Source organism: Polynucleobacter sp. 30F-ANTBAC (genome assembly GCF_018882385.1).
Lineage (GTDB): Bacteria > Pseudomonadota > Gammaproteobacteria > Burkholderiales > Burkholderiaceae > Polynucleobacter.
In genome coordinates, this window is record NZ_JACVON010000001.1 from 694,567 (window position 1) to 708,319 (window position 13,753).

General features: G+C 44.1%; 14 protein-coding genes. 3 read left to right on the plus strand and 11 right to left on the minus strand.

The features are described from left to right. Positions 1-30: 30 nt before the first annotated feature. Positions 31-792: a ThiF family adenylyltransferase gene (locus ICN28_RS03110; protein ID WP_216286139.1), complete on the minus strand. Its 762-nt coding sequence runs from the start codon at positions 790-792 to the stop codon at positions 31-33. Between the two features lie 110 nt (positions 793-902). Between ICN28_RS03110 and pdxH the strand changes: the two genes are divergently transcribed. Beyond that, positions 903-1,538, plus strand: coding sequence for a pyridoxamine 5'-phosphate oxidase (gene pdxH / locus ICN28_RS03115; RefSeq protein WP_216286140.1), 636 nt, complete (start codon positions 903-905; stop codon positions 1,536-1,538). A 10-nt stretch (positions 1,539-1,548) separates the two neighbouring features. Here pdxH and msrA read toward each other — a convergent pair whose 3' ends face one another. Continuing rightward, positions 1,549-2,109, minus strand: a complete 561-nt coding sequence (msrA, locus tag ICN28_RS03120; protein ID WP_216286142.1) for a peptide-methionine (S)-S-oxide reductase MsrA — start codon at positions 2,107-2,109, stop codon at positions 1,549-1,551. A 120-nt stretch (positions 2,110-2,229) separates the two neighbouring features. On the opposite strand from msrA, the gene ICN28_RS03125 reads away from it, so the two are divergent. Next, on the plus strand, positions 2,230-3,618 hold the full coding sequence (locus tag ICN28_RS03125; protein WP_216286144.1) for a coniferyl aldehyde dehydrogenase: 1,389 nt from the start codon (positions 2,230-2,232) through the stop codon (positions 3,616-3,618). A 22-nt stretch (positions 3,619-3,640) separates the two neighbouring features. On the opposite strand, the gene ICN28_RS03130 is transcribed toward ICN28_RS03125, so the two are convergent. Genes ICN28_RS03130 through hemC form a run of 4 tightly spaced genes read right to left on the minus strand, consistent with a single transcriptional unit; the run spans position 3,641 to position 7,339 of the window. Then, positions 3,641-4,849 carry a heme biosynthesis HemY N-terminal domain-containing protein gene (locus ICN28_RS03130; RefSeq protein ID WP_216286146.1) on the minus strand — a complete coding sequence of 403 codons (1,209 nt, stop codon included), beginning with the start codon at positions 4,847-4,849 and terminating at the stop codon, positions 3,641-3,643. 2 nt (positions 4,850-4,851) lie between these two features. Then, positions 4,852-5,559 (minus strand): uroporphyrinogen-III C-methyltransferase, encoded by a 708-nt coding sequence (locus ICN28_RS03135; protein ID WP_216286148.1) that lies wholly within the window; start codon positions 5,557-5,559, stop codon positions 4,852-4,854. A 28-nt stretch (positions 5,560-5,587) separates the two neighbouring features. Then, on the minus strand, positions 5,588-6,391 hold the full coding sequence (locus ICN28_RS03140; protein ID WP_216286150.1) for a uroporphyrinogen-III synthase: 804 nt from the start codon (positions 6,389-6,391) through the stop codon (positions 5,588-5,590). Positions 6,392-6,397: 6 nt separating this feature from the next. Then, positions 6,398-7,339, minus strand: a complete 942-nt coding sequence (gene hemC, locus ICN28_RS03145) for a hydroxymethylbilane synthase (RefSeq protein WP_255536094.1) — start codon at positions 7,337-7,339, stop codon at positions 6,398-6,400. Between the two features lie 41 nt (positions 7,340-7,380). Here hemC and argH point away from each other — a divergent pair, with 41 nt between their 5' ends. Next, a complete protein-coding gene (gene argH / locus ICN28_RS03150; RefSeq protein WP_216286154.1) occupies positions 7,381-8,811 on the plus strand; it encodes an argininosuccinate lyase in 1,431 nt (476 codons plus the stop codon). 83 nt (positions 8,812-8,894) lie between these two features. Here argH and ICN28_RS03155 read toward each other — a convergent pair whose 3' ends face one another. The 5 genes from ICN28_RS03155 to ICN28_RS03175 form a co-directional block, all read right to left on the minus strand. After that, positions 8,895-11,144: an arginine/lysine/ornithine decarboxylase gene (locus ICN28_RS03155; protein ID WP_216286155.1), complete on the minus strand. Its 2,250-nt coding sequence runs from the start codon at positions 11,142-11,144 to the stop codon at positions 8,895-8,897. A gap of 202 nt (positions 11,145-11,346) precedes the next feature. Continuing rightward, positions 11,347-11,916, minus strand: coding sequence for a dCTP deaminase (gene dcd / locus ICN28_RS03160; protein ID WP_216286158.1), 570 nt, complete (start codon positions 11,914-11,916; stop codon positions 11,347-11,349). Positions 11,917-11,992: 76 nt separating this feature from the next. Continuing rightward, positions 11,993-12,589 (minus strand): molybdenum cofactor guanylyltransferase MobA, encoded by a 597-nt coding sequence (gene mobA / locus ICN28_RS03165; RefSeq protein WP_216286160.1) that lies wholly within the window; start codon positions 12,587-12,589, stop codon positions 11,993-11,995. Next, entirely contained in the window at positions 12,573-13,445 is an 873-nt protein-coding gene (locus tag ICN28_RS03170; protein WP_216286163.1) for a formate dehydrogenase accessory sulfurtransferase FdhD, read from the minus strand. The genes mobA and ICN28_RS03170 overlap by 17 nt, the downstream gene beginning before the upstream one ends. 34 nt (positions 13,446-13,479) lie before the next feature. Further along, complete coding sequence (locus ICN28_RS03175) at positions 13,480-13,737, minus strand: hypothetical protein (RefSeq protein WP_255536095.1); 258 nt, start codon at positions 13,735-13,737, stop codon at positions 13,480-13,482. Between the last annotated feature and the right edge of the window lie 16 nt (positions 13,738-13,753).

Sequence of the window (13,753 nt, forward strand, 5' to 3'; positions counted from 1 at the left end):
ATTTTTTAGATTGACTGTTTATTTATCTTTTTAATTAAGCTGCTTTAAGTATTTCTGCTGAATCACCTTCAGCACTTCTGCAGCCGCTATAAAACCAAAGCTAGCCGTCACAGTCACACCCGAACCATAACCAGAGCAAGCCAATCCGCCACTTGCAACACCTTGTCTTGGTTCATCAGAGTAAACAGCTGTTAAACCCAACTTCTTCTTAGGATCAGAACTAAACCCATACTCCTTGCGAAGCGTGTAACGTATTTTAGAAAGCAATGGATCTTGAGTAGTTTTTGATAAATCACAAGCACTAATTCGACTTGGATCAAGTTTGCCTCCAGCGCCACCACAAATAATCAACGGTATATTCTTTTTGCAGTAGTTAGCTAAAGCAATCTTCATCTTGACATCATCCGTTGCATCCAAAACAACAAACAAGGCGTTAGCGGCATGTTTTGCCAAATGCTCATTCAAATTATCTGATGTTAAAAAATCATCAATAATGTTGATCTTTAAGTTGGGATTAATAGAGAGAAGTCGCTCTGCCATGGCATTCACCTTGGACTGGCCAAATGCGCCCTCAACCGCATGCAATTGACGATTCACATTACTTTCCGCTATGTGATCAAAGTCCACCAATGTCATTTCAGCAACTGCGCTTCTAGCGAGGGCTTCCGCAGCCCAGGAGCCAACCCCACCTAAGCCAGCAACCAGCACATGGGCCTGCTCAAAGGCTTTTAAGCCTTCTTCACCATATAAGCGAGCCACCCCGCCAAAACGTCTATTTTGTTTAACTTCCATAATTAAGACTATATAAGAAATCCGTCACCATCTCCGGATTCTTCAGTAGACAGAATTTATCGCTGAGATGTTTTATAGAAAATAAGCGGGAGTCTATATATACTGAAGGCATGACCAATTTAGCCGACCTCAGAAAATCGTATATGAAAGGCAGCCTCTCTGAAGAGGATGTCAAACTCAATCCAATTGATCAATTTAAGATATGGTTTGATCAGGCGCAACATGCAGAATTACCAGAGCCCAATGCCATGACTGTTGCCTCAGTCGATGCAAATGGCAAACCCAGTGCAAGAACGGTTTTAATCAAAGAAGTAACGTCTGCCGGGTTTGTATTTTTCACCAATTATGAAAGCCGTAAAGGTCAAGCTCTTATCAGCAACCCTCATGCCGCGCTCCTGTTTTTTTGGCCAGAACTAGAAAGACAAATTAGAGTGGAAGGCTCAGTAGAGAAACTTTCCGATCAAGAAAGTGATGACTACTTTCATTCAAGACCGTTGGATTCCAGAATTGGCGCATGGGCATCTCCTCAAAGCCAAGTCATCTCAGGACGCACTCAATTAGTTAAGAATGCAGCTGAATATGCGCTTAAGTTTGCTTTGAATCCCCCCAGACCACCTCATTGGGGTGGGTTTAGAGTTAAACCCGAAGTTTTAGAGTTCTGGCAGGGTCGCCCCTCACGCCTTCATGATCGTATTCAATATGTTTTGCAGAATGGCCAGTGGAAGATCCAGAGACTGGCGCCTTAAGTAAAAAGAATTATTGACGGATGAGAGACAAAAAACTTTTTTGAAATTTCTCCACTTTAGGCCCCACAACAAAAGCACAATACCCTTGATCAGGATGATTAACAAAATAGTTTTGATGATAGTCTTCAGCTGGGTAATAGATTGGTAGAGCGCTTAACTCGGTCACAATCGGGTTGCTATAAGTTTCAGCTTGGCTTAAGGCCTCTATCATTTCTGCAGCTTGTAACTTTTGCTTGTCATCATGGTAATAAATAACGGAACGGTATTGCGTACCGACATCATTACCCTGACGGTTTAAAGTAGTCGGGTCATGAATAACAAAGAAAACCTCTAACAGCTGCCTAAAACTCACCAACTGAGGGTCATAATGAATTCTGACAACCTCAGCATGACCTGATCGACCAGAACAAACAGAATCATAATCGGGGTTTTCCGTATGCCCACCCGCATACCCTGATTCCACATGAACAACACCACTCACCTGCTGATAAACGGCTTCTAAACACCAGAAGCAACCACCACCTATAGTGGCTTGCTCCAAGTCTAAATGATGAGGTTCTTTGTTATTCATTTTATTTGCGATACTTTTATGATATTCATGTATAGGCAACATCCTACTGCTTAAGTAGAATTTATGCAGGGACCCCTTTTAAAAAACCAAATCTGAGATAATCTTTCCATGAATTCAGCCATGCTAAAACTTCACTTGGAAGAGCTTAAGAAAGCTTATATCCACGAACCCAATCCTAGCTTTGAGAGTCGCAAAGAACGCATTCTTAGGGTTGTAGCTATGGTGAACAAGTATGAAGAGAATCTATGTAAGGTTGTTTCTGCAGACTTTGGCATCCGACATTCTGTAGAAACTCGCCTGATTGAGCTAAATGCTGTTAGACAGGTTGCGAAGCACACGATCAAGCATTTAAAAAATTGGATGAAATCACAATCAGTTGATTTACCATTTCAACTTCAATCTTCAAAAGCTTGGCTACAACCACAATCCAAGGGCGTTGTTGGGATCATGAGCCCCTGGAATTACCCTATTCTGCTTGCTCTAGTACCAGCTATTGCTGCAATTGCAGCCGGCAATCGAGTGTGGCTAAAACCTTCAGAGCGCTCTGCTAGAACCTCAGGTTACCTTGCCACCATGGTTGGTGAGTACTTTCATCCACTAGAGTTTTCAGTCACCACGGGGGATGCCCAATTAGCAGCAGATTTTGCTGCTTTACCTTTTGATCATTTATTTTTCACTGGTTCCTCAGCCACTGGCAAAAAAGTGATGAGAGCAGCGGCTGATAATCTAACTCCAGTCACGCTAGAGCTTGGCGGCAAGTCTCCTGCGATCATTCACTCCGATGCCTCACTCAAAGAGGTTGCCAAAAAGATTATTTACGGCAAATTATTAAATGGTGGACAAACCTGTGTTGCACCAGACTACGTCCTGATTCAACACGAAAAAATACCAGAACTTCAAAAAGAGTTGCGCCGGGCAGCTCAGTTAATGTTCCAAAACGATGCTGAGCTCACCAACCCAATTGATAAAGCTCAAACAGTTCGCTGGATGAGCTTAGTTAATGATGCTGTTAGCAGGGGCGCAGAAGTTACCGAGCTTTTAGAGCCATCCGAATCAAGAGCTTTTACCCCTGTCATGCTTCACCGCGTTTCTGACGATGCTTTGATCATGAACGAAGAAATTTTTGGACCCATCTTACCTATTATCGGTATCAGTACGGTTGAAGATGCAATCAACTACGTCAATAACAGGGAGCATCCATTGGCCCTTTACTGGTTTGGCAAAAATCAGAAAGTTCTAAAAGAAATCCTTTCTCGAACTCATGCTGGCGGAGTTTGCATCAATGACACCCTACTCCAAGCTGGTATTGATAATTTACCGTTTGGGGGTGTTGGTGCGAGCGGCATGGGGTCTTACCACGGCAAAGCTGGCTTTGACACCTTTAGCCATCAAAAACCAGTGCTAGACGTTAAGTCATTTTTAGGTATTAAAAAATGGATGGGAACAAACTTTGTTCACCCACCTTACGGCCCCACCATTGAAAAAATAATACGTCGATTGAGCAAATAAACCAACAACCAATCAACAAGACTTAGGAACGATGAGCTGTTAATCCGCTAAAAATTTTAGCGGCTAATTGGTATTGCTCAGCCGCTTCCAAGGTCTCACTCAATGCTTCATGCAATTGGGCCATTGCCATATGAGCAGCAGCTCGCATTGATGGTTTAGTCTTAGGATCACGTATAACGCCCACCAAACTTGATTTGGCTTTACCCCATAACTGCTGATCCAAACAAATCCGAGCCAATGCGAGAGAAAGTGCGGGCTCCCCAGGATACTTCGTCATCCATGCTTCAATTTTTTGAGCCAAACTTAAATTTCTTGATCCAGGTGCGACACATTGAGGATAAATATCGATTAATGCCTCATCCCATTGAGCGTCCAGAGAATCCTCAATCAATTGTCTCGCTAAATCATATTGAGCCACTGACAATAAACCTTGTGCCATCACCAGAGCAATTCTGGAAGCTTTACGATTTTCCTTAGGCAAGGTCTTCCAGATGCGCAGCAATGCTTCGTGATCTGTCGATTTTTCTTGAACCAATTTAGAAATAGCTTCTTGGATATATTTCTGAGCCACTACAGGATGCAAGGCCTCTCTTTTAGAGAGGCTGTGAGTCAATCGTAAAACCTCACTCCAATTTTTAAGCTGTTGATTAGCCTTTAAAGCAATTCTCTGAACAAATAACTGGCGCGAACCACCTTTTTGGAGTTGCTCAATTGTTGCCAAAGCCCCCTCAGCATCGTGAACGTCCATTTGCATATCGGCAGTTGCCACCAATCTTGCTTGGAGTTTTTCAGGTGACCGAATTTTAGATAACCAATGATCTCTAAGATCATGTTGGTTTAAGCGATGCGCCGAACGCGCTGCCAAGAGGGCTGCTGTTTCTGCCATTGACTCATTAACAGTAGCCGCCTCTGCAGATTTAAGTGCTTTAGAAAAACGACCCGCAAATATGTCTTCAATAGCTTCTGATAAAAAACCAATAGAACGTGTTTCTCTCTGCTTACGACGATAAGCAGCGGCCTGTTTTGGTAAATCCAATATGGCTGCAAAAGTTCGCCACGCCAATAAGCTCACTAAAAAAATCCCGACTATAGTAGCTATAAAAAGATTGAGGCTGGTATCTAAGCGGTATGGTGGAAAGTAAATGGTGATGTGCCCACCATTACTCGTTGCAAACAATGCCACGATGACAGCAACTGCAAATAAAAATGCTAACCAAAGCGCACCTCTCATGATTATTGCCCCTTCACAACAGCTGATGTCTTTTCAACTTCAGCCTGCAAAGCACTGAGGGCATTCTCAAATTTAACTACCTGCGTAGCTTGCCCCTGAAAATGTTTAGCCAGAATGGCTCGCGCCTGAGATAAATCCTCTTTACAAACTTGAGGCAAATTAGACAGCCAAGCAAGGCGTGCACTGACCAAGTGAAGCTTTAGTTGCTGACGTATCAAGTCTTGAGCAGCTGGTGTCAAAGCAACATCCTTTACGTCTCCTACCACCTGAACCCTAACCAATCGATCACCTAATAGCTTGATTTGATCAACGACTTTCTTTAACCCCGAACTGTTTTGGGACTCCGCAACACCCGCGGAGGCAACTGGAGTTGGCGATGCTGTCATTGGCAATGCAGCAACACCATTTAACAAGTCAGAAATTTTATTAGCTACTGAAGTAATATTTTTTTGTGACTCCAAGCTATTATTTAATGAAGACTCCAATTTAGCCTCGAAAGCCTCCACATTAGCAATCTTCCGCTCTAGATCAGCAACTCTTGCATCCAATAGCGCTGGTCGATGATAAAGACGCAAACCACCTTCAATCACCAACCAAAGAATGCAAATGGCAATAGCAATCCATAGAGCTTTCCAAAGCCCTTTTCCTAGGGCGTCTGATTGGGCTTTTTTAGATTCATCCAAGCCGGAGTTCTTTGATACATTTGTCATCCAAATATCTCGCTTCTTTTGAATTTAATTACTTTAATTGCTTTAGTTGATTGAACCAAGTCTGCGTTGCAACTAGCAGATGCTCCTCACCCGATAAACAACATTCTACTTGTTTAAATCCAGCTTCTTTAGCAGCCTGTGCAATGCGCTGATGCGAACAAATGATGGTGACAGAATTGAACCAGCTGGGACCCCAAGGTAACGATTGATCAAGCACATCCACTAGGTGCCGCAATGCCTCGGATGAATTAATGATGCAAGCCGTTGTGTTGGCTTCAAGTTTTTGCACCTGCCTCCAAGACGGCGACTCGACACTTAAAGGTAAACGCCTATAAGTCACCACCTCATGAATTGTGGCACCTTGGTCCAAAAACTGTTGACCTAACCAGTCTCGACCACCTGCACCCTTTAGGAATAGTATTTGTTTACCCGACCAACTGACTGGTACCGAATTGATCTCAGCCCACAGCCCCTCTGAATCCCAATTCCGAGAATCCTTCGGAAAAGAAATTTGATATCCATGTGCTGAATTGATACCTCGGCGATCAAGCGCTTCAGCACTTCCTCCACCAACGACTGCTATGGGTAGATGAGTTGGCCAATCCGCCCCCAGTAAACGCATCCCACACTCAACCGCATTGGGGCTAATAAAAATAGCGAAGTCTGCTTTTTTTATTAACTCATTTAATTTCATGCCTTCAACATCATCCTGATTAGGTACGATGGATAACAAAGGTAACTGAATTTGATTCAGTTCCGGTAATTGCTGTTTCAGTAACTCACTTAGTCGATGAGACTGACCGATAGGACGAGTAAGAACAAGCGTTGGCATCAATAACTATCTTGGGGGCAATAAAGCCATAGCGCCTTGGTCAATCAAGTCCTTTGCGACCGACAACCCCATGGCATCAGCTGCTGACATTGAATCCAAAGTTAGCTTTTGCTCTGCGCGACAGACTTTTTGACCGTCGGTGGTAGCTACAAAAGCTCGAAGATACAAATCACGACCTTCCCATACAGAGTACGCAGCTAAAGGAACGTCACAAGAACCTCCTAAGGCTCTTGAAACAGCTCTTTCTGCAGAAACAGCCATAGCTGATGGGGCATGATTTAAAGGCGCTAAATAATCCATCATCTCTGGTCTTCCAGAACGGATTTCAATGCCTAGAGCGCCCTGACCTGCTGCTGGAAGGCTTTCTTCGACAGTCAGCAAACTCCGGATTCTTGAAGCCATGCCTAAACGCTTTAGCCCTGCAGCCGCCAAGATAATAGCGGCATATTCACCTTTATCTAGCTTACCCAAACGAGTATCCAAATTACCTCTTAGAGGCTGGATAGTAAGGTGTGGGTATTTTGACCTCAAGGAGGCTTCGCGCCTCAAGCTAGCCGTACCAACCACAGCACCCGCTGGTAAATCAGCCAAATGTTCATAGTCATTGGATACAAAAGCATCTCTGGCATCCTCACGTTCCATGATGCATGCCAGCTCGAAACCCTCTGGCAATTGCATAGGGACATCTTTGAGGGAATGAACAGCCAAATCAGCACGCCCCTCCTCCAAAGCCACTTCTAATTCCTTCACAAATAAGCCCTTACCCCCCACTTTTGACAGGGTTCGATCCAATATTTGATCTCCACGGGTTGTCATACCCAAAATGCTCACATCACACGCCGGATAGAGCTTTTTCAAGCAATCTCGGACATATTCAGCCTGCCACATAGCCAAACGGCTCTCCCGGGAGGCAATAACTAATTTTTTAGGATAAGAAATTTGTGTCATAACCATAAGAATAAAGCCTTTGAGGCAATATACTGCTGTTTATGGCAGATTTAGACAAAAATAAAAATTCTTTAGACAACAAAGATCAGGCATGGTCAGCGCGTTTCGCTGAGCCTGTGGCGGAACTCGTGCAACGATATACCGCCTCTGTTGATTTTGATAAACGAATGGCTTTGGTTGATATTCAAGGCTCATTAGCTCATGCAGAGATGCTGGCCGCACAGAAGATTATCAGTGCGGCGGATTATGCAGAGATCCAAAAGGGGATGTCACAAATCCTTTCAGAAATGAAAGATGGCACCTTTACTTGGGAGATAGTGCTCGAGGATGTTCACCTCAATATTGAGGCACGCCTGACAAAATTGGTAGGTGACGCAGGCAAACGCCTTCATACCGGACGCTCTCGTAATGACCAAGTAGCCACAGATATTCGCTTATGGCTCCGTGGCGCCATCGATGAGATCCAAACTGAGTTAAAGTCTCTGCGATCAGGTCTGCTTGGCTTAGCTGAAAAGCATGCCGAGACCATCATGCCGGGCTTCACCCATCTTCAAGTGGCTCAGCCTATTACGTTTGGTCACCACATGATGGCCTATGCCGAAATGTTTGCGCGTGACGCTGAGCGTTTAACTGACTGCCGCAAACGGGTTAATCGTTTACCGCTAGGGTCCGCTGCCTTAGCTGGTACCAGCTACCCGATTGATCGCGAACGCGTTGCTAAAACTTTAGGCTTTGACGGCGTTTGCCAAAACTCATTGGATGCAGTTTCTGATAGAGACTTCGCCATTGAGTTTTGCTCAGCTGCCTCATTGGCAATGACCCACATCTCTCGTCTATCCGAGGAACTGATCCTTTGGATGAGCCCAAGAATCGGGTTTATTGATCTACCGGATCGCTTCTGTACCGGTAGCTCCATCATGCCTCAGAAAAAGAATCCCGATGTTCCAGAGTTAGCACGTGGCAAAACTGGTCGAGTGAATGGCAACCTCATCTCTTTATTAACTCTGATGAAAGGCCAACCTTTAGCCTACAACAAAGATAATCAAGAAGACAAAGAGCCTTTATTTGATTCAGCAGACACATTGCGTGATACTTTGCGCATATTTGCTGACATGGTTCCGCATATTCAAGTCAAAGCAGAAACCATGCGCGCCGCAGCACTCCAAGGATTTGCGACTGCCACTGACTTAGCCGACTACTTGGTTAAAAAGGGCTTGCCATTCCGTGATGCCCATGAAGCTGTAGCGCATGCGGTTAAAGCTTGCTCTACCAAAGGTTGTGATTTATCTGACTTGTCTTTAGACGACTTACGTGCAGCTTGTGATCTTGGCAGTAATGCCAACTTAATTGAACAAGATGCCTTTGAGTTTCTAACGCTGGAAGGCTCCGTCAATAGCCGCAACCACGTGGGCGGAACAGCTCCTGAGCAAGTTAAAAAAGCGATTGCAGCTTATAGAAAAACTTTAGGTTAAGTAAAGCGCTCCATACAAAAAGGCTCACCGTGGTGAGCCTTTTTTATTTTTAATACTAAATACAGTGCTTGGTTAAACTCTGATTAGCTTTTAACGCAATCCACATAATACTCTTTACGACCATTGAGTTCACCTTTAACAAGACCATGAACATCCGTCTCAAAACCAGGGAACTGTTCATTAAAGTCACGCGTAAATCTCAAATAATCGACGATGCGTTTGTTGAAGCGCTCCCCAGGAATTAACAAAGGAATACCTGGTGGGTAAGGTGTTACCAACATGGCAGTCACGCGACCCTCCAAATTATCAATCTGCACACGCTCAATATCACGGTGCGCCATCTTGGCCCACGCATCCGATGGCTTCATTGCTGGAATCATGTCAGATAAATACATCTCAGTCGTCATGCGAGCCACATCATACTTTTTGTAAACTTGGTGAATCTGTTGGCACAAATCACGCAAACCGATACGCTCATATCGTGGGTGCTTCACCACAAACTCTGGAAGAACTCGCCACAAGGGTTGGTTCTTATCGTAGTCATCTTTAAATTGTTGCAATGTTGTGACTAATGTATTCCAACGACCCTTCGTAATACCAATCGTGAACATAATGAAGAATGAATACAAACCAGTTTTTTCAACAATCACGCCATGCTCAGCCAAATACTTAGTGACGATGCTTGCCGGAATACCTGTGTCAGCAAAATCACCATCCATCTCTAAACCAGGCGTAATAACAGTGGCCTTGATAGGATCAAGCATATTGAAACCATCAGACAATTGTCCAAAGTCATGCCAACGCTCACCTGCTTTTAAGACCCAATCTTCGCGCTCGCCAACACCTTCTTCAGCCAAGTACTCTGGGCCCCAAACCTTAAACCACCAATCGGCACCCCACTCTTCGTCAACTTTGCGCATAGCTCTACGGAAATCCAATGACTCCGCAATAGACTCATGAACCAAAGCTGTGCCTCCAGGAGGCTCCATCATTGCCGCTGCAACATCACATGAGGCAATAATGGCGTATTGAGGGCTAGTTGATGTGTGCATCAAATACGACTCATTGAAGCAATCGTTATCTAACTTATTAGATTCGGAATCTTGAACCAAAATTTGTGATGCCTGAGATAAACCAGCAAGCAACTTATGAGTTGATTGAGTAGAGAAGACCATGCTCTCTTTTGAGCGTGGACGATCTTTACCAATCGCATGCATGTCTTTATAGAAATCATGGAATGTGGCGTGCGGCAACCAAGCTTCATCAAAGTGCAAGGTATCTACTTTGCCATCCAACATTTCTTTGATCATTTCAACGTTATACAAAACACCATCGTAGGTACTTTGTGTAATTGTTAAAACACGAGGCTTGGCTTTTTTATCAAGAATGAAAGGATTGTTTTCAATCTTTTTCTGGATAGTTTTCCAGTCAAATTCTTCTTTAGGAATCGGGCCAATAATGCCGTAGTGATTACGAGTAGGCATCAAGAAAACAGGAACAGCCCCCGTCATCATGATGGCATGCAAAATCGACTTATGGCAGTTGCGGTCCACAATCACAATATCGCCAGGAGCAACGGTTGAGTGCCAAACAATCTTATTAGATGTAGATGTGCCATTTGTTACAAAGAACAAATGATCGGCATTAAAGATGCGAGCAGCATTGCGCTCACTAGCAGCAACCGGACCGGTGTGATCTAAAAGCTGACCTAATTCATCAACAGCGTTACATACGTCAGCACGCAACATGTTCTCACCAAAGAATTGATGGAACATTTGACCTACAGGGCTCTTTAAGAAAGCTACGCCACCGGAGTGACCCGGACAGTGCCAAGAGTAAGAACCATCAGAAGCGTAGTGAGTGAGTGCTTTAAAGAATGGTGGCGCTAATGAATCTAGATAAACCTTAGCCTCACGAATGATATGGCGAGCCACAAACTCAGGCGTATCTTCATTCATATGAATAAAGCCATGTAACTCGCGCAAAACGTCATTAGGGATATGGCGAGAAGTTCTGGTTTCACCGTACAAGAAGATAGGAATCTCTTCATTACGCTTACGCACTTCAACGACAAATGCACGCAAGCTTTCTAGAGCTGAATCAATTTCAGCATCAGAACCTGCGCCAAACTCTTCATCGTCAATTGAAAGGATGAAACAAGAAGCTCTAGCAGCTTGCTGAGCAAAAGAAGTGAGGTCTCCGTAACTGGTTAAACCTAAAACTTCCATCCCCTCTTTTTCAATAGCTTCAGCCAGGGCGCGCGCACCCGAACCTGAGATATTCTCAGTACGGAAATCCTCGTCAATGATGACGACAGGAAAACGAAACTTCATAGCAACTCCCTAGCTAGCGCCCCATTAATGGCTGGGGTTTTCTCTTAAAAACGTGACTATATCGATAAATACGTCGATTTGGCACAAATTCTTCACCGAATCCTTGCTTTAAAGCAAAGGTACACTTCATCTAGACCATAAGACTGACATGGGATGAAGGAATGCGTCAAAAAAGGGGCTAATTAGCCCCTTAAAGCATCGTTTAGGTCTTTGGCAGGGTTACACCAACCTGCCCCTGATATTTGCCACCACGGTCTTTGTAAGAAGTCTCACAAATCTCATCGCTTTCAAAGAATAAAACCTGGGCACATCCTTCTCCAGCATAAATTTTGGCTGGTAAAGGTGTTGTGTTTGAGAACTCGAGGGTGACGTAACCTTCCCACTCTGGTTCAAACGGTGTGACGTTCACAATAATTCCGCAACGAGCATAGGTGCTCTTGCCCAAACAGACAGTTAGAACACTTCTTGGAATCTTAAAATATTCAACCGTTCGAGCCAAAGCAAAGGAGTTCGGCGGGATGATACAAACATCGCCCTTGAAATCAACAAATGATTTGTCATCAAAATTCTTAGGGTCAACAATGGTGCTATTGATATTCGTGAAAATCTTAAACTCATCCGCACAGCGGATGTCATAACCATAGCTTGAAGTGCCGTAACTCACAATTCTATTGCCTGCTTCGTCCTTACGAACTTGGCCAGGCTCAAATGGAGCAATCATGTCGTGCTCTTCGCACATTCTTCGGATCCAACGGTCAGATTTAATAGTCATAAATCGTATTTTGACATATCTGGGCTGACGTTGGATGGATTTTCAAGCTGGGATCCAAAGGCAGTAAAGCTTTGCTTTACTTTTGTAAGCTGCGTAGCTCTTCGTGCGTATTGATATTTGCAAAAGCAGCAAGATCATCAAAAACAACTGGTGCTGTTTTATTCAACTTGAACCATTGATCAATCTTGCGCCCACCTCCACCTAAAAAGGTCGTCAGCGAGGTAATCACAGAAGACTTCATTAAGCAAAAGACCGGGTGGGACATCACTTCGCCATCCTCCAAAGTGGCAGCAAAGGCAATATCCAAATCTTGAATGAGTAGAGCCTCTGAAAGCTTCTCTACCAAATCAGATGGAAATCTTGGTGAATCACATGGCACCGTCACTAAATAAGGATGCTCACAAGCTTCTAAACCCGCCTGGAATCCTGCCAAAGGACCCGCAAAGTCACCAATCACATCTGGAATAACAGCTACACCAAGTGATTCATAGGCAGCCAAGTTGCGATTGGCATTGACCCTAACCATATCCACCTGGGGCTCTAAGCGCATGATCGTATGCATAGCCATTGGTGCACCTTTGAAAGGTTGCAATCCTTTATCAGCGCCGCCCATTCTTTGGCCACGGCCACCCGACAAAACCAATCCAGAAATTAAATCACGCGGTATGTACATCTGCAGACCTCTGTATCAAGCGATCAATACCGCTATAAACCAAATAATGCTCACCACTGCAACGACCAAACAAAGTTAACTTAACTTGATTAGCCATATCTAAGCCCATCGCCGTTACACCAGAACGAGAAAGTAAAAATGGAATGCCCATTTGCGCTCCCTTGATCACCATCTCTGATGTGAGCCGACCTGTTGTATAAAAAATAAGATCTTCACCAGCCTGTTGATTCAACCACATCAAGCCAGCAATGGAGTCGACCGCATTATGTCTTCCAACATCTTCAATGAAATGCAGGAGCTCAGCATGATCACCACAGTTTTTAAAAACAGCACAAGCATGAACTGAGCCGGCTTGTTTATAGATGGAGTCTCTTGTTCTAATGTGATCCACAATTTGATAAACAGCTGATTGCTGAATTTTTGCAGTATCAGACAATCGGATTTGATCAATGTCATCCAACAAGCTACCAAAGACCGTGCCTTGACCACAGCCGGTCGTTACAACTCGGCGACTTGTTTTTTCTTCAATATTGACGGTATTGCCATTTGTTTTTACTGCAGCCGATTCAGTTTCCCAATCAACTTGGATGCTTTCAATCATGTCAATGGATGGCACTAAGCGCTGGTTGCGCAAATAACCAAGAACTAGGGCTTCAGGAGCACCGCCCAAGGTCATTAACGTGACCAATTCTTTTTTATCCAAATAGATGGTCAGTGGACGCTCACCAGGAATATGGCCAATTTTCTTACGCCCTTTTTCATCAACCACCTCGACTTCGTGGATTAAGGGAGCAACTGCTTGAGTAAGTTTGACCAAAGAAAGCTCTAAAGAAAATGGGTAAAAAAAATCAGTCACTAAGAACAAGTCTTAGTGACTGATAGTGAACTAATTACTTAGCTGCGGGTTCAGGCGCTACGAAAGGACCTGGGTTCGCGCAAGCTGCTGGCGCTGGTGTACCAGCCTTCTTGTATTTACTTGCCAAATCATTTTGAGACATGCAAAGTTGATATCCACCAACTTTACCTGCGTGATCAGCCTTAGCTTTAGTCAAGGCAGCTGCGGCTGCAGCTTCTGGACTTGGTGCTGGTAATTTTGCAAAAGCAACGCTAGAGACCAGAGTCATAAGCAATACTGTAATTTTTTTCATGGTTTATAGCTCCTCT